The organism is Pseudomonas sp. zjy_15 (assembly GCF_043101865.1).
GTDB classification, from domain to species: Bacteria; Pseudomonadota; Gammaproteobacteria; order Pseudomonadales; family Pseudomonadaceae; genus Aquipseudomonas; species Aquipseudomonas putida_Y.
Genome location: NZ_JBICII010000090.1, coordinates 14,024 through 32,899, shown reverse-complemented (window position 1 = coordinate 32,899; position 18,876 = coordinate 14,024). Strand labels below are relative to the sequence as shown.

Below are 18,876 nucleotides of genomic sequence, written 5' to 3'. Positions count from 1 at the left end.
GACGAATATGGTTGCGGGAGCCGGATTTGAACCGACGACCTTCGGGTTATGAGCCCGACGAGCTACCAGGCTGCTCCATCCCGCGTCAGTGGGGCGGATTCTACAGTGTGTAGGTTGTATGTCAAGCGCTAGGCTTTGATTTGTCGATGTTTTTTCGAAAACGCTAACCAACAGGCAAAGAAAAAGGCCACTGTGTTAACAGTGGCCTTTTCTTGAATCTGGTTGCGGGAGCCGGATTTGAACCGACGACCTTCGGGTTATGAGCCCGACGAGCTACCAGGCTGCTCCATCCCGCGTCAGTGGGGCGAATTCTACAGCGTACGGTTTATATGTCAAGCGCTAGGCATTGATTTCTCGAGCTTTTTCGAAAAAGCTTTTCTGCGGGCAAAGAAAAAGGCCACTGCGTTAACAGTGGCCTTTTCTCGAATCTGGTTGCGGGAGCCGGATTTGAACCGACGACCTTCGGGTTATGAGCCCGACGAGCTACCAGGCTGCTCCATCCCGCGCCTGTGAGATCGAATTCTACGGATTTGCGCTCCGATGTCAAGCAATTGTTTTGGAAAAACCTTTTTTGTTCAAACCCTTAGCGCTTGATAACAGTATCCAGCTCAGGCACGGCGGGGCTTTCAGGCCGATTATCGTGTAGTCAGGCCGGTGAGCTGTTTCAGAGCAGGGCGCATGCGATACTATCTGTATGAATTTACAGTGCTGACGGTCGTCCATGTCCTTGCGCAAGATCATTCACGTCGACTGCGATTGTTTTTACGCTGCGATCGAGATGCGTGACGACCCGCGCCTGGCCGGCCGGCCCATGGCGGTGGGGGGCTCGCCCGACCACCGCGGGGTAATCGCCACCTGCAACTATGAAGCGCGTGCCTATGGAGTGCGCTCGGCCATGTCGTCACGGCATGCGCTGAAGCTCTGCCCCGATCTGTTGATCGTCAAGCCGCGCTTCGAGGCCTACCGTGAGGCCTCACGGGAAATCCACACGATCTTTCGCGACTACACGGAGCTCATCGAGCCTTTGTCGCTGGACGAAGCCTATCTGGATGTAAGCGAAAGCCAGTGGTACTCGGGCAGCGCCACGCGCATCGCCGAGGACATTCGCCGGCGGGTTGCCCGTACCCTGCATATCACCGTGTCGGCTGGTGTGGCGCCTAACAAGTTTCTGGCCAAGATCGCCAGTGACTGGCGCAAACCCAATGGACTGTTCGTGATTACCCCTAATGAAGTGGAAGCGTTCGTTGCCGCCTTGCCAGTGGCCAGGTTGCATGGGGTGGGCAAGGTGACGGCCGACAAACTGACGCGGCTGGGCATCGAAACCTGCCTGCATTTGCGTGAGTGGTCACGGCTGGCGTTGGTGCGCGAGTTCGGCAGTTTTGGCGAGCGGTTGTGGGGGCTGGCGCGGGGGATCGATGAGCGTGCGGTGCATAACGACAGCCGACGCCAGTCGGTGAGTGTGGAAAACACCTACGACGCCGACCTGCCAGACCTGGCCACTTGCCTGGCGCGGCTGCCAGAGCTGCTGGACAGTCTGAACGAACGCATCGCCCGCATGGACAGCAGCTACCGGCCAGACAAACCATTCGTCAAGGTCAAGTTCCATGACTTCAGCCAAACCACCATGGAGCAGGCGGGCGCGGGCCGGGACCTGGAGAGTTATCGGCAGTTGCTGGGGCAGGCGTTCGCCCGTGGTGGCAAGCCAGTACGCTTGCTAGGGGTAGGGGTGCGATTGCGTGACTTGCGGGGAGGGCATGAACAGCTAGAGCTGTTCCCGCCTAATAAATGAAAGGGGCTGCAACGCAGCCCCTTCTGTTAATGCACGCCCGGATCGGCCACCAACCGGCCAGTGGCTTTGGTCAGCGACTGCAAGAACTCCTGCTGCAGCTCCGGATCGTTGCGGGTCAGCTCGATCAGGCTCTGTTCCATTTCACTGGCTTCCTCTTCAAGGCCCAGCTCGGACAAGCGCTTGACCCGGTGCACCCACTGGCCGACTTCATCATCTTCGAGGTCATCGAAGATCAGTTCATGGGCCTCAAGCAGCTTGTTGCGCAGGGTGGCGCTGACCAGCAGGCTGGCATCGCCTCGTACCGCATTGTCCTCGTCATGTACCTGCAGGTGCAAAGTACCGACGTGGTTGAGGTTCTGCTCGGAGAACGGGCTGTCGAGCAGGTTCAGGCGCAGCACGCCGTTACGGTCGGTGGTCAGCTCGTGGGTCATCTTGCCGGCCTTGACCTCCACCAGGCGCTCGCTCCAGGGCAGGCTGGTGAATTCCTCGCGCTTGCCTTTTTGCACTTCGCTGATCCCGGCCAGGTTCTGCTGGGCGCGACCGTTGGATGGCACGTTCATGAACGGGTTGAGCCCATCCACGCCATAACTGAGCCAGTCGTGCGTGATGCTTTGCGGCAGGTTGCCCAGGGCGAAGACGTTGACCACATTGGCGCCGACGCCCGCCACCACGGCCACTGCACCCAGCGGGATCTCGTAGATCTCCCGCCAGGGCTGGTAAGGCGTGTAGCGGTCATAGCGACGGGTCACTTCGAATTCGGTGACTTCGAAGCGCTTTTGCTCGTGCACGCGCACACGTCGCTGCGGAAGCTCCATCACCTTCGGCTCGCCGACATCGATCTGCAGGGTGTGCTCGAGCAGTTTGCGCTCGACGCGCTCCTCATGGTCGCTGCGCTGGGACATCTGGTTGGCGCAGCCGCTGACGAGCAGGGTGCCGCACAGTGCGGCACCCCCCAGGGTAAAGGTACTTCGCTTGAACATGATCACTCGTGCATTGGTTGTCAGCGGCGAACGCGGGCCTGCAGGAAGGTCAGCACTTCATTGAGCGGCAACGTCTGGGCGTCCTGCTCGGTGCGGTGCTTGTACTCCAGGTTGCCTTCGGCCAGGCCGCGATCGCTGACGACGATGCGGTGTGGGATGCCGATCAGCTCCATGTCGGCAAACTTGATGCCTGGGCTGGTCTTCTTGTCGCGGTCGTCCAGCAGCACTTCATAGCCGGCGGCAGTCAGTTCGGCATACAGCTTGTCGGTTGCGTCGCGGACCACGTCGGTTTCGTAGCGCAGCGGTACCAGGGCAATCTGGAACGGAGCCAGGGCGTCGTTCCAGATGATGCCTTTGTCGTCATAGCTCTGCTCGATGGCAGCAGCAACCACGCGGGACACGCCAATGCCATAGCAACCCATCGACAGTACGACCGGCTTGCCGTTCTCGCCCAGCACCTGGCACTTCAGTGCCTCGCTGTACTTGGTGCCCAGCTGGAAGATGTGGCCCACTTCGATGCCGCGTTTGATAACCAGAGTGCCTTGGCCGTCCGGGCTTGGGTCGCCCTCGACCACGTTACGCAGGTCGGCGACTTGTGGAACCGGCAGATCGCGCTCCCAGTTGACGCCGAAGTAGTGCTTGTCGTCGATGTTGGCGCCAATGCCGAAGTCGCTCATCAGGGCAACCGAGCGGTCGATGATGATTTCCAGTGGCAGGTTGAGCGGGCCGAGCGAGCCGGCACCGGCGCCAATGGCATCGCGCAGCTCGGCTTCGGTGGCCATGACCAGCGGGTCGGCAACCTGTTCCAGCTTGGTGGCCTTGATTTCGTTCAGTTCGTGGTCGCCACGGACGATCAGGGCAATCAGCTTGCCCTCTTCGGCGCCGCGCACGATCAGGGTCTTGACGGTCTTTTCGATCGGCAGGCCGTGGTTCTCCACCAGCTGGGCGATGGTCTTGGCGTTCGGGGTATCGACCAGGCGCAGCTCCTCGGTAGGTGCTGGACGCACGGTTTCACGCGGGATGGCCTCGGCTTTCTCGATGTTGGCGGCATAGTCGGAACTATCGCTGAAGATCACGTCATCTTCGCCGGACTCGGCCAGTACGTGGAACTCGTGCGAGTAGCTGCCACCGATCGAGCCGGTGTCGGCCTGCACAGGGCGGAAGTCCAGGCCCAGGCGGGTGAACACATTGCTGTACGCCTGGTGCATGCGATCGTAGGTTTCCTGCAGGGAAGCCTGGTCGGCATGGAACGAGTAGGCGTCCTTCATGATGAACTCGCGGCCACGCATCAGGCCGAAGCGCGGGCGGATCTCGTCACGGAACTTGGTCTGGATCTGGTACATGTTGAGCGGCAGCTGTTTATAGCTGGACAGCTCGTTACGGGCCAGGTCGGTGATCACTTCTTCGTGGGTTGGGCCGACGCAGAAATCGCGCTGGTGGCGGTCTTTCACGCGCAGCAGCTCAGGGCCGTATTGCTCCCAGCGACCGGATTCCTGCCACAGTTCGGCGGGCTGGATGCTCGGCATCAGCACTTCCAGGGCGCCGGCGGCGTTCATTTCCTCACGCACCACGGCTTCGACCTTGCGCATTACCCGCAAGCCCATCGGCAGCCAGGTGTACAGGCCGGAGGCCAGTTTGCGGATCATGCCGGCACGCAGCATGAGCTGATGGCTGATGACCACTGCGTCGGCAGGGGTTTCTTTCTGGGTGGCGAGCAAATATTGACTGGTGCGCATGGTTAGCCGTGTCGATTGCCTAAGACGTTGAAATAGCCCCGCATTGTACGGGGGGGAAACGAAGGCGTACAGGATGCCCCAGGGCGTGACACTTGTCAGCCAAGAAAAAGCCCGGCGTGATTGCCGGGCTTTTTCAGGTGCGGGGCACTGCAAGCCAGGCTTACAGGATGCTCAGCGGGTACTCCACGATCAGGCGCAGTTCGTCGATCGACGAGGAGCCGTAGTACACACCGTCGCTGGAGCGGTAGGTGGCCTGACGCACGCGGAAGCTCAGGTCCTTGGCCGGGCCGCTCTGCATCACGTACTTGACGTCGATGTCGCGTTCCCATTCCTTGCCGCTGTCGGTGGTGCGGGTGGTGGCACCGGAACCGCGAACGTAACGGGTCATGAAGGTCAGGCCAGGTACACCGAATTCGGCGAAGTTCAGGTCGTAGCGCGCTTGCCAGGATTTTTCGTCTTCGGCGTTGAAGTCGGAACGGGCAACGGAGTTGGCCAGGAAGACGGTACCGCCACCGTCCACGCCGTACGCGTAATCACCGTCGCCGCTGACTTTCTGGTAGGCCAGGGTGAAGGTGTGGGCGCCAATGTTGTAGGCGCCCGACAGGCTGGCTGCGATGTTGTCCAGCTCATTGGTGCCGTCGGACTTGCTGACGTAGGCGCCGGTCAGGTTGTTGCCAATCGACTTGGTGTCATAGATGTTGAAGTCGAACACCAGGCCTTGCTTGTCGCTGATCGGCAGCGCCCAGTTGATGTTGCCGTACCACTTGCGGAAGTGATCTTCGACACGCGAGTAGTAGACGCTGGTGCTGAGGCTGTCGGTAATGGCGTAGGTGCCACCAAAGACGTTGGCTTCAGTCAGGTTCAGGCTGTCGTGATAGGTCTGAGCCTGGGCGTTGAGCGCGGTGAAGTGACCGGCATGCAGGGTCAGGCCATCGATTTCGTTGCTGGTGATCAGGCCGCCTTCAGCCACTTCCGGCAGCAGTCGGCTGTCGTCGGTAGCCAGTACTGGCAGGGCGGTGAACTGGTCGCCGAACTTGAGCACGGTATTGGAAATGCGCATTTTCACTGCGCCGCCGCCTTCGGAGTAGTCGTCTTGCGAACGGCCGTCGGCACCTGTCGGGAACAGGCCGGTGCCGGCGCGGCCTTTACCGCTGTCCAGCTTGAGGCCCAGCATGCCGATGGCGTCGATACCGAAGCCTACGGTGCCTTGGGTGAAGCCCGATTCGAAGGTGCCGAGGAAGCCAAGGCCGGTTTCTTCAACGCGGCTCTGGGAGCCAGGCGCGTTGTTACGGAAGTCACGGCTGAAATACAGCATGCGGGTCTTGACGTTCAGCTTGCTGTCTTCGATGAAACCTTTGGACTCGTCCTGTGCCGAGGCCATTGCCAACTGCGAGGTCCCTGCCGCAACGGCCAGGGCGATCATGCTCCACTTCATCACGCGCATCGTGATTTGCTCCTTTGGTTTTTAGGAAGAGTACCGCTGCGTCCAAGTCTTTTAGTTATATGGGGCAGCTCTTTCTTGTTATGTCGGCGAAAATGTATAGCACGCAGACTGTTGTTGGCGATATGGCTATAAGCACTCTTTGCGGAACTTTTTCACCGTGTCGCTTTTAAGTATTTCCATGTCGCAAATCACGCCCCGGTTCAGGGGCCGTATAACCTCAGCGCTGTTCCTGTCACCGTAACGAATCTGTAACTGCCGACTCCGGTTGAGGAAACTCCCTGGTAACCCATGTCGCTGTTGTTATTTGTCGCGTACACCTGCTACTGCAGATGTCGTGCCGACTTGGCGTGAAGGGAATGCAACAAGCGTGCTCAAAATTCGCAACAGTTCATGAAATTTTCACAAAACCTGCTACCGAGGGTCGGAAAGTCCCGTAAATGCGGGACGAAGGCTGTTCGTGTGACTTTTGCGATCGAGAATCATTAGAACTTAAAAAGCTGCCTTTAGAGTCAAGGTGTTACCGTAACTTGTTCATCCGGCGTCGTTTGTGGGGTGGCGGGTGTGGGGAGGGCGGGCAGGCGGCCTCATTTTGGTGCGAAAAGTAGCGCTGTGTTACCGGGAGTGTGCAAGGTATCCTTGCTGGCCTGTTTTCCGCCTGACGCGGGATGGTATTACCTGAAGGAGATATGCCGTGTTCGTCCTCGATTCGCGTTTGCAGCAGGATTCGCTGGTGCTGGGGGAGTTTCCGCTTTGCCAGCTGCTGCTGAGCAAGGATGCCAATTACCCATGGTTCATTCTGGTGCCCAAGCGCGCTGGTATCAGTGAGCTTTTCGAGCTGGATGCGGCAGAGCAACAGCAGTTGTGGCAGGAAACCACCCTGTTGGCAGAAGCGCTGAAGGCCAGCTACGCAGCCGACAAGATGAACGTGGCTACCTTGGGCAACGTGGTCAGCCAGTTGCACATGCATGTGATCGTGCGCCAGCGCGACGACGCTGCGTGGCCGGCTCCGGTATGGGGCAAGTGTGCACCTGTAAGCTACACCGATGATCAACTGCAAGCTGTTCGCCAGCGCCTGCGCGGGCTGCAACTTGCTGGTTACCAAGAGGCCTGAGATGACACTGGAAATGCGTATGGTCGAACTGGAAACCCGTCAGGCGTTTCAGGATGACGCTATCCAGGCGCTGAATGACGTGGTGGTGGAGCAAGCGCGGGTGATCGAGCGTCTGCAATTGCAGATGGCCGAGCTGATCAAGCGTCATGAAGAGATGGTTGGTCAGTATGGCAGTGAAGGGGAAGAGGCGCCGCCTCCCCATTATTGAGTGCTTCCAGGCTGCTATCGCCGGCAAACCAGCCACCACAGGTATGATGCTGCCCTCAGGAGCAGCGCGGACCTTATGGAGCCTGGCTTGCCGTTGATAACGTCAGCCGGTCAGCCGGTCAGCCGTTGGTCAGCGGCGGGTTACCGCAACCACGTCTTCGGCCTGCAGGCCCTTGTCGCGGTGCATCACCGAAAACTCCACGCGCTGGCCTTCGACCAGGATGCGGTGGCCCTCACCGCGGATGGCCCGAAAGTGCACGAAGATGTCATCACCCGAGTCGCGGGAAATGAAACCAAAGCCTTTCGATGTGTTGAACCATTTGACGGTGCCGGTATCACGGTTGCCGGCGTCCTGTGTCGCGTGTTGACTGCTGCGCGCCTTGCGCGGGCTGCGAGCAAAGCCCACGGCCAGATGCATGGCCACGGCCAGCGCCGCACAGACCAGGGCTGCCAGGTTGCCCATTTCCGGGCGGGCCAGGAGTGTCAGGGTCTGTAGCACGACGGCGACCACCAGCAGGGCGCAGGCCAGGTGCTGCAGTTGTTGCCGCGCGCCGCGATGATACAGTGGCACCACCGGCGCCAGCACCAGGTTGAGCAGGCCGAGCAGTGCCAGGTAGACCGCTTCGGGTTGTTGCAGGAAGGGTATCGCATCGGTTTTCAGGCTGGGTATGAGCGATAGCAGCAAAGCTGCCACGCCCGTCACCAGATGGACGATCTTGAACATGGGGTTGGCTCACTGTTGATAAGGCCGATCACAGGAAGAGCTGGCAGCACGGTGCGCATGAGGTATAGGGCGCGAACACGTTGCAGGCCAGCCTATGCACCCGGCAATGACAGTCCGCACGGGTGGCACAGTGCCTATTTAACAGTAAAGCCGCAGCCTACTCAAACCGCAGGCCGCCCAGCGGGCGATGTGTTGCGCCATGTCACATGCTGCATGCGCCAAGTGTTGCTACAGTGGTCGGAGTCCGCTTGAGTCTCAAGCCTTATGGAAAGGGGAGCTTCATGGCAATCGATATCGGTATCAGTGAAGAAGATCGCAAGTCCATCGTCGATGGGTTGTCCCGCCTGTTGTCGGATACCTACGTGCTGTATCTGAAAACCCATAACTTTCACTGGAACGTCACCGGCCCGTCGTTCCGCACCCTGCACCTGATGTTCGAAGAGCAGTACAACGAACTGGCGCTGGCAGTCGATTCGATCGCCGAGCGCATCCGTGCCCTGGGCTTCCCGGCACCGGGTTCGTATGCATTCTATGCACGGCACTCGTCGATCAAGGAGGAGGAAGGTGTCCCCCCGGCAGACGAGATGATCCGCCAGTTGGTTCAGGGGCAGGAGGCCGTGGTGCGCACTGCGCGCAGCATTTTCCCTGTGGTGGACAAGGTCAGTGACGAGCCGACCGCAGATCTGCTGACGCAGCGTATGCAGGTGCACGAGAAAACTGCCTGGATGCTGCGGGTACTGCTCGACGGCAACTGAGGCTTATCGAGCAAACAGCCCCGGTCGGTATGTCCGGCCGGGTTTCTCATGTTGTGCAGGAAGACTTTGCCGCTGCTTTAAGCTCGCCCGTCAGCGCTTCATAGGCCACCTGGTACCTGTGACGAGGAGGTGTGGCGCATGATGCAAGCGAGCAAGCGTATGGTTGGCCAAGGCAGTTGGCCAGGAAAACAGTGCATTGACCCGTTCAAGGCGGACTTCGACATGTTGCAGACGCAGCCGGTGTCACGTTCCGTGCGGCTCAACGGCTTTTCTACCTGTCTGCGCCTGGAGGCTGTCTACTGGGATATCCTGGAACGCATCGCCGCCGCCAACCGTTGTTCGGTCAGTGCCGTGTTGTCCTACGTGGACCGTGAAGTGCACCTGCGCCAGGGCGGTGTGCGCAACTTCAGCGGGCTGATCCGGGTAATCTGCGTGGCGTGGCTGCAGGACTCGCCAAGTGCGCGCTGATCGCCTGGCGGGCTGCGCAGTGCTTGCTAACCATATATAATCCCGCTTTTTGCTGCCCCGGCAGCCAGCGTTATGGTTGACGAGAGACACCCATGCCCCTTTATGACTATCAATGTGCGTCCTGCGAGCACCGCATGGAAGTGCTGCAGAAGATCAGCGCCGCGCCGCTGATCGATTGTCCGGCCTGTCAGGCACCGGCACTGAAAAAGCTGCTGTCGGTGCCAGGCTTTCGCCTGAGCGGTAACGGTTGGTACGAAACCGACTTCAAGACCGGGGCGAAAAAGAATCTGGCAGGCGGCGACAAGGCCGACTGAGTTGAATGCTGTGACCGGGTCTTGCAGTATTAGCCCTCCGGGCGGCCAAGGCCTCCACCGAATACACGAATCACGAGAAGCGAAACCACCATCATGATGCGCAGCCATTATTGCGGCCAACTGAACGAGAGCCTGGACGGCCAGGAAGTCACCCTTTGCGGCTGGGTCCATCGTCGCCGCGACCACGGCGGGGTGATCTTCCTCGACATCCGTGACCGCGAAGGCATGGCCCAGGTCGTGTTCGACCCGGATCGCGCCGAAACCTTCGCCGCCGCAGACCGCGTGCGCAGCGAATATGTCGTACAGATCACCGGCAAGGTCCGCAAGCGCCCTGAAGGTGCGGTGAATGCCAACATGGCCTCCGGTGCCATCGAGATCCTCGGCTACCAGCTGACTGTGCTCAACGAGGCGGAAACCCCGCCGTTCCCGCTGAACGAGTACTCCGACGTCGGCGAGGAAACCCGCCTGCGCTACCGCTTCATCGACCTGCGTCGCCCGGAAATGGCTGAAAAGCTGCGCCTGCGTTCGCGCATCACCAGCAGCATCCGTCGCTTCATGGACGACAACGGCTTCCTCGATGTCGAAACGCCGATCCTCACCCGTGCCACTCCGGAAGGCGCGCGCGACTACCTGGTGCCAAGCCGTACCCATGCCGGTAGCTTCTTCGCCCTGCCGCAGTCGCCCCAGCTGTTCAAGCAGTTGCTGATGGTCGCCGGCTTCGACCGCTACTACCAGATCGCCAAGTGCTTCCGTGACGAAGACCTGCGTGCCGATCGCCAGCCGGAATTCACCCAGATCGACATCGAGACCAGTTTCCTCGATGAAAGCGAGATCATGGGCCTGACCGAAAGCATGATCCGCAAGCTGTTCAAGGAAGTGCTCGACCTGGAATTCGGTGAGTTCCCGCACATGACCTTCGAAGAGGCCATGCGCCGCTACGGCTCCGACAAGCCAGACCTGCGTATTCCGCTGGAACTGGTCGACGTTGCCGACCAGTTGAAGGATGTCGACTTCAAAGTGTTCGCCGGCCCGGCCAACGATCCGAAGTGCCGCGTTACTGCCCTGCGTCTGCCAGGCGGCGCCAGCATGCCGCGCAGCAAAATCGACGAGTACACCAAGTTCGTCGGTATCTACGGTGCCAAGGGTCTGGCCTACATCAAGGTCAACGAGCGCGCCAAGGGCGTCGAAGGCCTGCAGTCGCCGATCGTCAAGAACATCCCTGAGGCCAACCTCAACAACATCCTCGATCGCGTTGGCGCCGTAGACGGTGACATCGTGTTCTTCGGTGCCGACAAGTTCAAGGTGGTCAGCGAAGCCCTGGGCGCGCTGCGTATTCGCCTGGGTCACGACTTCGAGCTGCTGACCTGCGAGTGGGCGCCGATGTGGGTCGTCGACTTCCCGATGTTCGAAGAGAACGAAGACGGCAGCTTCACTGCTCTGCACCACCCGTTCACCGCGCCGAAGTGCACCCCGGAAGAGCTCGAGGCCAGCCCGGCCACCGCCCTGTCCCGTGCCTACGACATGGTTCTGAATGGTACCGAGCTGGGTGGCGGTTCGATCCGTATCCACCGTAAAGAGATGCAACAGGCGGTATTCCGCCTGTTGGGTATCGGGGCAGAAGAGCAGGAAGAGAAGTTTGGCTTCCTGCTCGACGCTCTGAAGTTCGGGGCGCCGCCTCACGGTGGCCTGGCGTTCGGTCTGGACCGTCTGGTCATGCTGATGACCGGCGCCCAGTCGATCCGTGAAGTGATCGCGTTCCCGAAAACCCAGAGCGCCGCATGCGTCATGACCCAGGCCCCCGGCCTGGTCGACGCCAAGGCCCTGCGCGAACTGCACATCCGACTGCGCGAACAGACCAAGGTCGAGTAAGCAGTCCCCGGGCGCATCCACATGGATGCGCCTTTGCGTTTCGACGCAGGTATTTTCCCGTCCCGCCCCGTCATGGGGCGGGGCTGTTTGTGATTCAAAGGATTCGGAGTCGTTATGGCTGGTCATTCCAAGTGGGCGAACATCAAGCACCGCAAAGAGCGCCAGGATGCCAAAAGAGGCAAGGTCTTCACCAAGTGGATCCGTGAACTGACGGTCGCTGCCAAGCAGGGTGGCCCTGATCCGGCATCCAACCCGCGCCTGCGCCTGGCGTTGGACAAGGCCCTGGGCGCCAACATGAGCCGCGACATCATCGATCGCGCCGTGGCCCGTGGTGCCGGCACCAACGAAAGCGACAACGTCGAAGAGCTCAGCTACGAGGGTTACGGCCCGGGTGGCGTGGCGATCATGGTCGAAGCCATGACCGACAACCGCAACCGTACCGCTGCCGCCGTGCGTCATGCCTTCACCAAGTGTGGCGGCAACCTGGGTACTGACGGCTCGGTGGCTTACCTGTTCGAGCGCAAAGGCCAGATCAGCTTTGCCCCGGGCGTGGAAGAGGACGCGTTGATGGAAGCGGCTATGGAGGCCGATGCCGACGACGTGGTGGCCAACGACGATGGCTCGTTCGACGTATTCACTTCGTTCAACAGCTTCTATGCCGTGCGTAACGCCCTGGAAGAGGCTGGCTTCAAGGCCGCTGACGCGGAAATCGTCATGCAGCCGACCACCAGCGCCGAGCTCGACCAGGACGGTGCCGAAAAGGTGCTCAAGTTGATCGACATGCTCGAAGACCTGGACGACGTGCAGAACGTCTATTCCAATGCCCAGATTTCCGACGAGATCATGGAAAACCTCGGCTAAGGTGATTTGGCATTTTGTGCCAACGCTGAGCGTTTGATAGCGCCTGTGCCGGCCCTTTCGCGGGTAAACCCGCTCCTACAGGTATTAAGCCCATTTCAAATGTGGTGCAGTACCTGTAGGAGCGGGTTTACCCGCGAAAGGGCCGGCGCAGTTTGTAGAGATGCATCATTTTTTCGACGGGCTTTATGACTCTGATTCTAGGTATCGACCCTGGCTCGCGCATCACCGGCTATGGCGTGGTACGCCAGACCGCCCGTGGTTGCGAGTACGTGGCGTCGGGCTGCATCCGCACCGGCAGCGGTGAGCTGCACGAGCGGCTGCAGATTGTTTTTCGTGGTGTCAGTGAAATCATTGCCCAGCACGGCCCGGTGACCATGGGCATCGAACGGGTGTTCATGGCCCGCAACGCCGATTCGGCGCTCAAGCTTGGCCAGGCGCGGGGCGCGGCTATCGTCGCCGCCGCCGAGGCTGGCCTGGAAATCGCCGAGTACAGCGCCACCCAGGTCAAGCAGGCCGTGGCCGGCACAGGTGGTGCCAACAAGGAGCAGGTGATGATGATGGTCATGCACCTGCTGAAATTGACGCAAAAGCCGCAGATTGACGCTTCCGATGCCTTGGCCATCGCGCTGTGCCACGCACACACCCGCTCCAGTCTGGTGCCGCATGGCTTGACCACCGCGCGGCGACGCGGCGGGCGCTTGCGTCTGTAAGCGCTTCATGCGCTGATACACATTTTGTTCGGGTGATACGTTCACCTGCTGCATTTGCTGATAGGGTTGAGCGGTCTTTGACCGGCTCCCCGAGAGGAAGGATCGGAACGTGATTGGACGTTTGCGCGGCACCCTGGCGGAAAAACAACCGCCTCACCTGATTATCGACGTCAACGGCGTGGGTTACGAACTGGAAGTCCCCATGACCACGCTGTACCGTCTGCCCAAAGTGGGGGAACCCGTCACGGTGCATACCCATCTGGTCGTGCGCGAAGATGCCCACTTGCTCTACGGCTTTGCCGAAAAACGCGAGCGCGAGTTGTTCCGCGAGCTGATCCGCCTGAACGGCGTAGGGCCGAAGCTGGCCCTGGCGCTGATGTCCGGGCTGGAAGTGGATGAGCTGGTGCGCTGCGTGCAGGCCCAGGACACCTCAGCCCTGGTGCGCGTGCCAGGCGTCGGCAAGAAAACCGCCGAGCGCTTGCTGGTCGAGCTCAAGGACCGTTTCAAAGCCTGGGAAACCTCGCCGGCCATGTTCACCCTGGTCTCCGATGGGCCTTTACCGGTCGCCAGCGAGTCCAGTGCCGAGGCCGATGCAGTCAGTGCTCTGGTCTCGCTGGGCTACAAGCCGCAGGAAGCCAGCAAGGCCATCGCCGCGATCAAGGACAAGGCCGGCCTGAGCAGTGAAGAGCTGATCCGCCGCAGCCTGAAAGGGATGATTACCAAGTGATCGAAGCCGACCGCCTGATTGCCGCCAGTGGCCGCGACCGCGAAGAAGTCCAGGACCGTGCGATTCGCCCGCTGAGCCTGGACGAGTACATCGGTCAGCCAGTGGTGCGAGAGCAGATGGCGCTGTTCATCCAGGCTGCCCGCGGCCGCGGCGAGTCGCTTGACCACACGCTGATCTTCGGCCCTCCCGGCCTGGGCAAGACCACCCTGGCCAACATCATCGCCCATGAAATGGGGGTGTCGGTGAAGAGCACTTCAGGGCCGATTCTCGAGCGCCCTGGGGACCTGGCAGCCATGCTGACCAACCTCGAGCCGCACGACGTGCTGTTCATCGATGAAATCCACCGGCTGTCGCCTGTTGTCGAAGAGGTGCTGTACCCGGCCATGGAGGACTTCCAGCTCGACATCATGATCGGCGAAGGCCCGGCCGCCCGTTCCATCAAGCTTGATCTGCCACCTTTCACCCTGGTGGGGGCTACTACCCGTGCCGGCATGCTGACCAACCCGCTGCGTGACCGCTTCGGTATCGTCCAGCGCCTGGAGTTCTACAACGACAAGGATCTGAGTACCATCGTCAGCCGCTCGGCCAACATCCTTGGCCTGGCCATCGAGGACCAGGGCGCCTACGAGATTGCCCGCCGTGCCCGTGGCACGCCGCGCATCGCCAACCGGCTGCTGCGCCGCGTGCGTGACTACGCCGAGGTGCGCGGCAAGGGCCAGATCACCAAGGCCGTGGCTGACATGGCGCTGAACCTGTTGGACGTCGACGAGCGTGGCTTCGACCATTCGGACCGTCGCCTGCTGCTGACCATGATCGAGAAGTTCGATGGCGGCCCGGTGGGTGTGGACAACCTGGCTGCGGCCATCAGTGAAGAGCGTCATACCATCGAGGATGTGCTTGAGCCGTACCTCATCCAGCAGGGCTACATCATGCGCACACCGCGCGGCCGCGTGGTCACCCGGCATGCCTACCTGCACTTTGGGCTGAATATCCCCGGGCGCTTGGGGGAGGGGGGCGATTTTTCCGAGCCAGGCGATGAATGACAGATCAAAAGCGACTTTTTGTGGTCCTACCGCTGGCATGCCTTTGGTGCGCTGGCAATAAGACATTAATGAAGAAAAACAGTTGCCATAGCGGATTGGCAAGCTGAGGAGTAAGCACTAGAGTATGCGCGCGCAAAATCAGCTCGAACCGTTCGCACATCGGTGTCGCGTCTATTACGAAGATACCGATGCGGGCGGCGTGGTGTATTACGTCAACTACCTGAAATTCATGGAGCGCGCGCGCACCGAACGCCTGCGGCACCTGGGCTTTTCCCAGTCGCAGCTGGCTGAAGACAACCTGCTGTTCGTGGTCCACTCCAGCGAAGCGCGCTATCACGCGCCGGCGCGGCTTGATGACGAATTGCGGGTGACCGCGCAAGTACTTGAACTCAATCGCGCCAGCCTGCGTTTCGTACAGCAGGTGTGGCGGGAAAAGGATGAAACGCTGCTTTGCGAAGGGCAGTTCCTGGTGGCCGCCGTGCGCGCCGACACTTTCAAACCCCGAGCCATACCCCCCCAGCTGCGCGACGCCTTTGCGGCGGACGGCTCGGGTAATCAATCGAATGCAGGAGAATAAGCGTGGAAGCTAACGTCGTCGACCATACCTCCATGTGGAGTCTGGTCAGCAATGCCAGCGTGGTGGTACAGCTGGTAATGCTGACCCTGGTGGCCGCCTCGGTCACCTCATGGATCATGATCTTCCAGCGCAGCACCATGCTGCGCGCCGGTCGTCGTGCGCTGGATGCCTTCGAAGAGCGCTTCTGGTCGGGCATCGACCTGTCCAAGCTGTACCGCCAGGCAGGCAGCAACCCAGACCCGGACTCCGGCGTGGAGCAGGTGTTCCGTGCCGGTTTCAAAGAGTTCTCGCGCCTGCGCCAGCAGCCGGGTGTTGACCCGGATGCCGTCATGGAAGGTGTTGGCCGTGCCATGCGTGTGGCCATCTCGCGGGAGGAAGAAAAACTCGAGCAAAGCTTGCCGTTTCTGGCCACCGTTGGTTCGACCAGCCCGTACATCGGCCTGTTCGGCACTGTGTGGGGCATCATGAACTCCTTCCGTGGCCTGGCCAGCGCCCAGCAGGCCACCCTGGCCACCGTTGCTCCGGGCATCGCCGAAGCGCTGATCGCTACCGCCATCGGCCTGTTCGCGGCAATCCCGGCTGTCATTGCCTACAACCGTTTCGCCGCGCGCAGTGAAGTGCTGATCGGCCGTTACTACACCTTCGCCGACGAGTTCCAGGCGATCCTGCACCGCAAAGTGCACACCAGCGAAGAGTAATCAGGTAGAAGCCCATGGCCCGAGTTCGCCACAAACGCAAGCCCGTCGCCGAGATGAACGTGGTGCCCTACATCGACGTGATGCTGGTGCTGCTGGTCATCTTCATGGTGACGGCGCCCATGCTCAACCAGGGCGTGAAGGTCGACCTGCCCAAGGTTTCCAGCGAAGCCTTGCCGCAGGACAACAACGTTCAGATCCTCACCATCTCCATCAAGGCCGATAAAACCTATTACTGGAACCTCGGCAGTGAAGTCGATACCGACAAGCAGATGGACAAGGCCATGACCTTGCCGGCCATGACCGACGCCGTCACCAAGATCATTGCTGCCGGCCGTGACCAGGGCAAGCAGACCCAGGTGTTCATTCGTGGCGACAAGGCTGTCGACTATGGCGCGGTCATGGGTGCCATGGGCGGGTTGCAGAAGGCCGGTGTCGGTAACGTTGGCCTGATTACCGAGGCGCCCTGATGCAACAGCGAGAGCCATCCGCCTCGGAAAGCTACTTCTGGCCCAGTGTCTGGGCCATCGGCCTGCATGTGCTGGTGTTCGCCCTGCTGTTCGTCAGTTTTGCCATGACGCCTGAGCTGCCGCCATCCAAGCCGATTGTTCAGGCTACCCTGTATCAGCTCAAGTCCAAGAGCCAGGCGACCACCCAGACCAATCAGAAAATTGCCGGGGAGGCGAAGAAAACCGCTTCGCGCCAGACCGAAGTCGAGCAATTGGAACAGAAGAAGGTCGAGCAAGAGGCCGTGAAGGCCGCGGAACAAAAGAAGGCCGACGCTGCTCAAAAGGCCGAAGAGGCTCGCGAGGCGGCTGAAGCGAAAAAAGCCGAGGCCGCTGAAGCTGCCAAGGCTGCCGAGGCGAAGAAAGCCGCCGAAGCCAAGAAGGCCGATGAGGCGAAGAAAGCCGCCGAGAAGCAGCAGGCCGACATCGCCAAGAAAAAAGCCGAAGAAGAGGCCAAGAAAAAGGCCGCTGAAGAGGCGAAGAAACAAGCCGCCGAGGACGCCAGGAAGAAGGCAGCCGAAGAGGCCAAGAAGAAAGCAGCCGAGGACGCCAAGAAGAAAGCGGCGGCCGAGGATGCGAAGAAGAAGGCAGCTGAAGAGGCCAAGAAGAAGGCCGCTGCAGACGCCCAGAAGAAAAAGGCACAGGAAGCGGCCCGCAAGGCGGCAGAAGACAAGAAAGCCCAGGCCTTGGCCGAGCTGTTGTCTGACACCACCGAGCGGCAGCAGGCACTGGCCGACGAGCAGGGCGATCAGGTGGCTGGCGACTTCGACGACCTGATTCGTATGCGCGCGGCCGAGGGCTGGGCGCGTCCGCCTTCCGCGCGCAAGGGCATGACGGTGACCCTGCAGGTCAGCATGTTGCCGGACGGTACCATTACCAGTGTCAGCGTGGCCCGTTCCAGTGGTGACGGCCCGTACGACAGTTCGGCAGTGGCTGCGGTCAAGAACATTGGTCGTCTGACCGAGATGCAGGGTATGAAGCCGAGCGATTTCAACCGTTATCGTTCGTTCAAGATGACATTTACACCTGAGGATCTAGCGTTGTGATTAAACGTCTGAGAGGACTGCTGGTCATGCTGTGCTGCGTGGCAGGCATGGCGGTGGCAGAGGAAAAGAACATCCTGGTCACCAGCGGCAGCGACCGGGCTACGCCCATCGCGGTAGTGCCGTTCGGTCTGCAGGGCGGCAGCGTGCTGCCGGAAGACATCGCCGACATCATCGGCAACGACCTGCGCAACTCTGGCTACTACTCGCCAATTCCGCGGCAGAACATGATCAGCCAGCCGTCGCAGGCCAGCGAAGTGATCTTCCGTGACTGGAAAGCGCTGGGAGCCCAGTACGTAATGGTCGGCAGCATCGTGCCGTCGGGCGGTCGCCTGCAGGTGCAGTACGCGCTGTTCAACGTCGCCACCGAGCAGCAAGTGCTGACCGGCAGCGTAGCGGGCAGCACCGACCAGTTGCGCGACATGGCGCACTACATTGCCGACCAGTCGTTCGAGAAGCTCACCGGCATCAAGGGCGCGTTCTCTACGCGCATGCTGTACGTGACGGCCGAGCGTTTCTCCACCAACAACACCCGCTACACCCTCCAGCGTTCGGACTATGACGGAGCGCGTGCGGTGACCCTGCTGCAATCGCGTGAGCCGATCCTGTCGCCGCGCTTTGCGCCGGATGGCAAGCGTATCGCCTACGTTTCGTTCGAGCAGAAGCGCCCACGTATCTTCGTGCAGAACATCGATACTGGCCGTCGCGAGCAGGTCACCAACTTCGAGGGCCTGAACGGCGCGCCAGCCTGGTCGCCGGACGGTTCGCGCCTGGCGTTCGTGCTGTCCAAGGACGGCAACCCGGACATCTACGTGATGAATATGGCTTCGCGCCAGATCAGCCGTGTTACTGCAGGCCCGGGTATCAATACCGAGCCGTTCTGGGGCAAAGATGGCAACACCCTTTACTTCACTTCCGACCGTGGCGGCAAACCGCAGATTTATAAACAGTCGGTCAGTGGTGGTGGTGCCGAGCGCGTAACGTTCGTGGGTAACTACAACGCCAACCCGAAACTTTCGGCGGACGAAAAGACCCTGGTAATGATTCATCGCCAACAAGGTTTTACCAACTTCAAAGTGGCGGCACAGGACTTGCAGCGCGGAAGTGTAAAGATTCTGTCTGAAACAAGTCTTGATGAGTCTCCCACTGTTGCGCCAAACGGCACCATGCTAATCTACGCCACCCGCCAGCAGGGCCGGGGAGTCTTGATGCTCGTGTCGCTTAATGGCCGCGTGAGGCTCCCACTTCCTACCGCTCAAGGCGAAGTCAGAGAACCGTCCTGGTCCCCTTACCTGAACTGATTGCGGCGTATACGTT

The 18,876-nt window shown here is 60.5% G+C and carries 20 protein-coding genes and 3 tRNA genes; 16 read left to right on the top strand and 7 right to left on the bottom strand.

The genetic code is table 11. The features are described from left to right. Nucleotides 1-8: 8 nt before the first annotated feature. The 3 genes from ACF8EF_RS16240 to ACF8EF_RS16230 all read right to left on the bottom strand — a co-directional run bounded on the left by ACF8EF_RS16240 (nt 9) and on the right by ACF8EF_RS16230 (nt 506). Nucleotides 9-85 (bottom strand) — tRNA-Met (locus ACF8EF_RS16240). 134 nt (nt 86-219) lie between these two features. Beyond that, a tRNA-Met gene (locus ACF8EF_RS16235) sits at nt 220-296 on the bottom strand. Between the two features lie 133 nt (nt 297-429). Beyond that, nucleotides 430-506 (bottom strand) — tRNA-Met (locus ACF8EF_RS16230). Nucleotides 507-727: 221 nt separating this feature from the next. On the opposite strand from ACF8EF_RS16230, the gene dinB reads away from it, so the two are divergent. Next, entirely contained in the window at nt 728-1,789 is a 1,062-nt protein-coding gene (dinB, locus tag ACF8EF_RS16225; RefSeq protein WP_176685131.1) for a DNA polymerase IV, read from the top strand. Nucleotides 1,790-1,815: 26 nt separating this feature from the next. On the opposite strand, the gene ACF8EF_RS16220 is transcribed toward dinB, so the two are convergent. From ACF8EF_RS16220 to ACF8EF_RS16210, 3 genes are all read right to left on the bottom strand, one after another. Further along, nucleotides 1,816-2,769 (bottom strand): hypothetical protein, encoded by a 954-nt coding sequence (locus ACF8EF_RS16220; RefSeq protein WP_339534531.1) that lies wholly within the window; start codon nt 2,767-2,769, stop codon nt 1,816-1,818. Nucleotides 2,770-2,789: 20 nt separating this feature from the next. Continuing rightward, nucleotides 2,790-4,505: a proline--tRNA ligase gene (locus ACF8EF_RS16215; protein WP_176685105.1), complete on the bottom strand. Its 1,716-nt coding sequence runs from the start codon at nt 4,503-4,505 to the stop codon at nt 2,790-2,792. A 160-nt stretch (nt 4,506-4,665) separates the two neighbouring features. Beyond that, a complete protein-coding gene (locus tag ACF8EF_RS16210) occupies nt 4,666-5,949 on the bottom strand; it encodes an OprD family porin (RefSeq protein ID WP_176685104.1) in 1,284 nt (427 codons plus the stop codon). Nucleotides 5,950-6,640: 691 nt separating this feature from the next. Here ACF8EF_RS16210 and ACF8EF_RS16205 point away from each other — a divergent pair. Further along, a complete protein-coding gene (locus ACF8EF_RS16205; RefSeq protein ID WP_176685103.1) occupies nt 6,641-7,060 on the top strand; it encodes an HIT domain-containing protein in 420 nt (139 codons plus the stop codon). A gap of 1 nt (nt 7,061) precedes the next feature. Then, complete coding sequence (locus ACF8EF_RS16200; protein WP_012051473.1) at nt 7,062-7,268, top strand: SlyX family protein; 207 nt, start codon at nt 7,062-7,064, stop codon at nt 7,266-7,268. Between the two features lie 129 nt (nt 7,269-7,397). Here the strand turns inward: ACF8EF_RS16200 and ACF8EF_RS16195 are convergent, their stop codons facing one another. After that, nucleotides 7,398-7,991, bottom strand: coding sequence for a cold shock domain-containing protein membrane protein (locus ACF8EF_RS16195; RefSeq protein WP_392461644.1), 594 nt, complete (start codon nt 7,989-7,991; stop codon nt 7,398-7,400). 281 nt (nt 7,992-8,272) lie between these two features. On the opposite strand from ACF8EF_RS16195, the gene ACF8EF_RS16190 reads away from it, so the two are divergent. The 13 genes from ACF8EF_RS16190 to tolB all read left to right on the top strand — a co-directional run bounded on the left by ACF8EF_RS16190 (nt 8,273) and on the right by tolB (nt 18,860). Then, the gene (locus ACF8EF_RS16190; protein WP_084854477.1) at nt 8,273-8,746 is read left to right on the top strand and encodes a Dps family protein; all 474 of its coding nucleotides are present in this window, start codon (nt 8,273-8,275) and stop codon (nt 8,744-8,746) included. 138 nt (nt 8,747-8,884) lie between these two features. Next, on the top strand, nt 8,885-9,214 hold the full coding sequence (locus ACF8EF_RS16185) for a ribbon-helix-helix domain-containing protein (protein WP_176685101.1): 330 nt from the start codon (nt 8,885-8,887) through the stop codon (nt 9,212-9,214). A 92-nt stretch (nt 9,215-9,306) separates the two neighbouring features. Then, a complete protein-coding gene (locus ACF8EF_RS16180) occupies nt 9,307-9,528 on the top strand; it encodes an FmdB family zinc ribbon protein (RefSeq protein WP_010952365.1) in 222 nt (73 codons plus the stop codon). Between the two features lie 93 nt (nt 9,529-9,621). Further along, a complete protein-coding gene (gene aspS / locus ACF8EF_RS16175) occupies nt 9,622-11,397 on the top strand; it encodes an aspartate--tRNA ligase (protein WP_176685100.1) in 1,776 nt (591 codons plus the stop codon). 114 nt (nt 11,398-11,511) lie between these two features. After that, nucleotides 11,512-12,258 (top strand): YebC/PmpR family DNA-binding transcriptional regulator, encoded by a 747-nt coding sequence (locus ACF8EF_RS16170; RefSeq protein ID WP_003254770.1) that lies wholly within the window; start codon nt 11,512-11,514, stop codon nt 12,256-12,258. A gap of 185 nt (nt 12,259-12,443) precedes the next feature. Beyond that, nucleotides 12,444-12,968 carry a crossover junction endodeoxyribonuclease RuvC gene (ruvC, locus tag ACF8EF_RS16165; RefSeq protein WP_010952366.1) on the top strand — a complete coding sequence of 175 codons (525 nt, stop codon included), beginning with the start codon at nt 12,444-12,446 and terminating at the stop codon, nt 12,966-12,968. A 109-nt stretch (nt 12,969-13,077) separates the two neighbouring features. Next, on the top strand, nt 13,078-13,695 hold the full coding sequence (ruvA, locus tag ACF8EF_RS16160; RefSeq protein ID WP_051099711.1) for a Holliday junction branch migration protein RuvA: 618 nt from the start codon (nt 13,078-13,080) through the stop codon (nt 13,693-13,695). Continuing rightward, nucleotides 13,692-14,738, top strand: a complete 1,047-nt coding sequence (gene ruvB / locus ACF8EF_RS16155) for a Holliday junction branch migration DNA helicase RuvB (protein ID WP_003254766.1) — start codon at nt 13,692-13,694, stop codon at nt 14,736-14,738. Before ruvA ends, ruvB begins: the two co-directional genes overlap by 4 nt. A 124-nt stretch (nt 14,739-14,862) precedes the next feature. Further along, nucleotides 14,863-15,315 carry a tol-pal system-associated acyl-CoA thioesterase gene (ybgC, locus tag ACF8EF_RS16150; protein WP_016711994.1) on the top strand — a complete coding sequence of 151 codons (453 nt, stop codon included), beginning with the start codon at nt 14,863-14,865 and terminating at the stop codon, nt 15,313-15,315. Nucleotides 15,316-15,317: 2 nt separating this feature from the next. Continuing rightward, a complete protein-coding gene (gene tolQ / locus ACF8EF_RS16145) occupies nt 15,318-16,013 on the top strand; it encodes a protein TolQ (RefSeq protein WP_010952367.1) in 696 nt (231 codons plus the stop codon). Between the two features lie 14 nt (nt 16,014-16,027). After that, nucleotides 16,028-16,480 (top strand): protein TolR, encoded by a 453-nt coding sequence (gene tolR / locus ACF8EF_RS16140; protein WP_003254760.1) that lies wholly within the window; start codon nt 16,028-16,030, stop codon nt 16,478-16,480. Next, complete coding sequence (gene tolA, locus ACF8EF_RS16135; RefSeq protein ID WP_176685099.1) at nt 16,480-17,562, top strand: cell envelope integrity protein TolA; 1,083 nt, start codon at nt 16,480-16,482, stop codon at nt 17,560-17,562. The genes tolR and tolA overlap by 1 nt, the downstream gene beginning before the upstream one ends. A 26-nt stretch (nt 17,563-17,588) precedes the next feature. Continuing rightward, nucleotides 17,589-18,860: a Tol-Pal system beta propeller repeat protein TolB gene (tolB, locus tag ACF8EF_RS16130; RefSeq protein ID WP_021783335.1), complete on the top strand. Its 1,272-nt coding sequence runs from the start codon at nt 17,589-17,591 to the stop codon at nt 18,858-18,860. Nucleotides 18,861-18,876: the final 16 nt, after the last annotated feature.

Coding starts and splice junctions, on each gene's coding strand:
- ACF8EF_RS16210 (WP_176685104.1), bottom strand. CDS start 5,949: ATGCGCGTGATGAAGTGGAGCATGATCGCCCTGGCCGTTGCGGCAGGG.
- ybgC (WP_016711994.1), top strand. CDS start 14,863: ATGCGCGCGCAAAATCAGCTCGAACCGTTCGCACATCGGTGTCGCGTC.
- tolB (WP_021783335.1), top strand. CDS start 17,589: ATGCTGTGCTGCGTGGCAGGCATGGCGGTGGCAGAGGAAAAGAACATC.
- aspS (WP_176685100.1), top strand. CDS start 9,622: ATGATGCGCAGCCATTATTGCGGCCAACTGAACGAGAGCCTGGACGGC.
- tolR (WP_003254760.1), top strand. CDS start 16,028: ATGGCCCGAGTTCGCCACAAACGCAAGCCCGTCGCCGAGATGAACGTG.
- ACF8EF_RS16220 (WP_339534531.1), bottom strand. CDS start 2,769: ATGTTCAAGCGAAGTACCTTTACCCTGGGGGGTGCCGCACTGTGCGGC.
- ACF8EF_RS16190 (WP_084854477.1), top strand. CDS start 8,273: ATGGCAATCGATATCGGTATCAGTGAAGAAGATCGCAAGTCCATCGTC.
- ACF8EF_RS16215 (WP_176685105.1), bottom strand. CDS start 4,505: ATGCGCACCAGTCAATATTTGCTCGCCACCCAGAAAGAAACCCCTGCC.
- ACF8EF_RS16180 (WP_010952365.1), top strand. CDS start 9,307: ATGCCCCTTTATGACTATCAATGTGCGTCCTGCGAGCACCGCATGGAA.
- ACF8EF_RS16195 (WP_392461644.1), bottom strand. CDS start 7,991: ATGTTCAAGATCGTCCATCTGGTGACGGGCGTGGCAGCTTTGCTGCTA.
- ACF8EF_RS16185 (WP_176685101.1), top strand. CDS start 8,885: ATGATGCAAGCGAGCAAGCGTATGGTTGGCCAAGGCAGTTGGCCAGGA.
- ACF8EF_RS16200 (WP_012051473.1), top strand. CDS start 7,062: ATGACACTGGAAATGCGTATGGTCGAACTGGAAACCCGTCAGGCGTTT.
- ACF8EF_RS16170 (WP_003254770.1), top strand. CDS start 11,512: ATGGCTGGTCATTCCAAGTGGGCGAACATCAAGCACCGCAAAGAGCGC.
- ruvC (WP_010952366.1), top strand. CDS start 12,444: ATGACTCTGATTCTAGGTATCGACCCTGGCTCGCGCATCACCGGCTAT.
- tolA (WP_176685099.1), top strand. CDS start 16,480: ATGCAACAGCGAGAGCCATCCGCCTCGGAAAGCTACTTCTGGCCCAGT.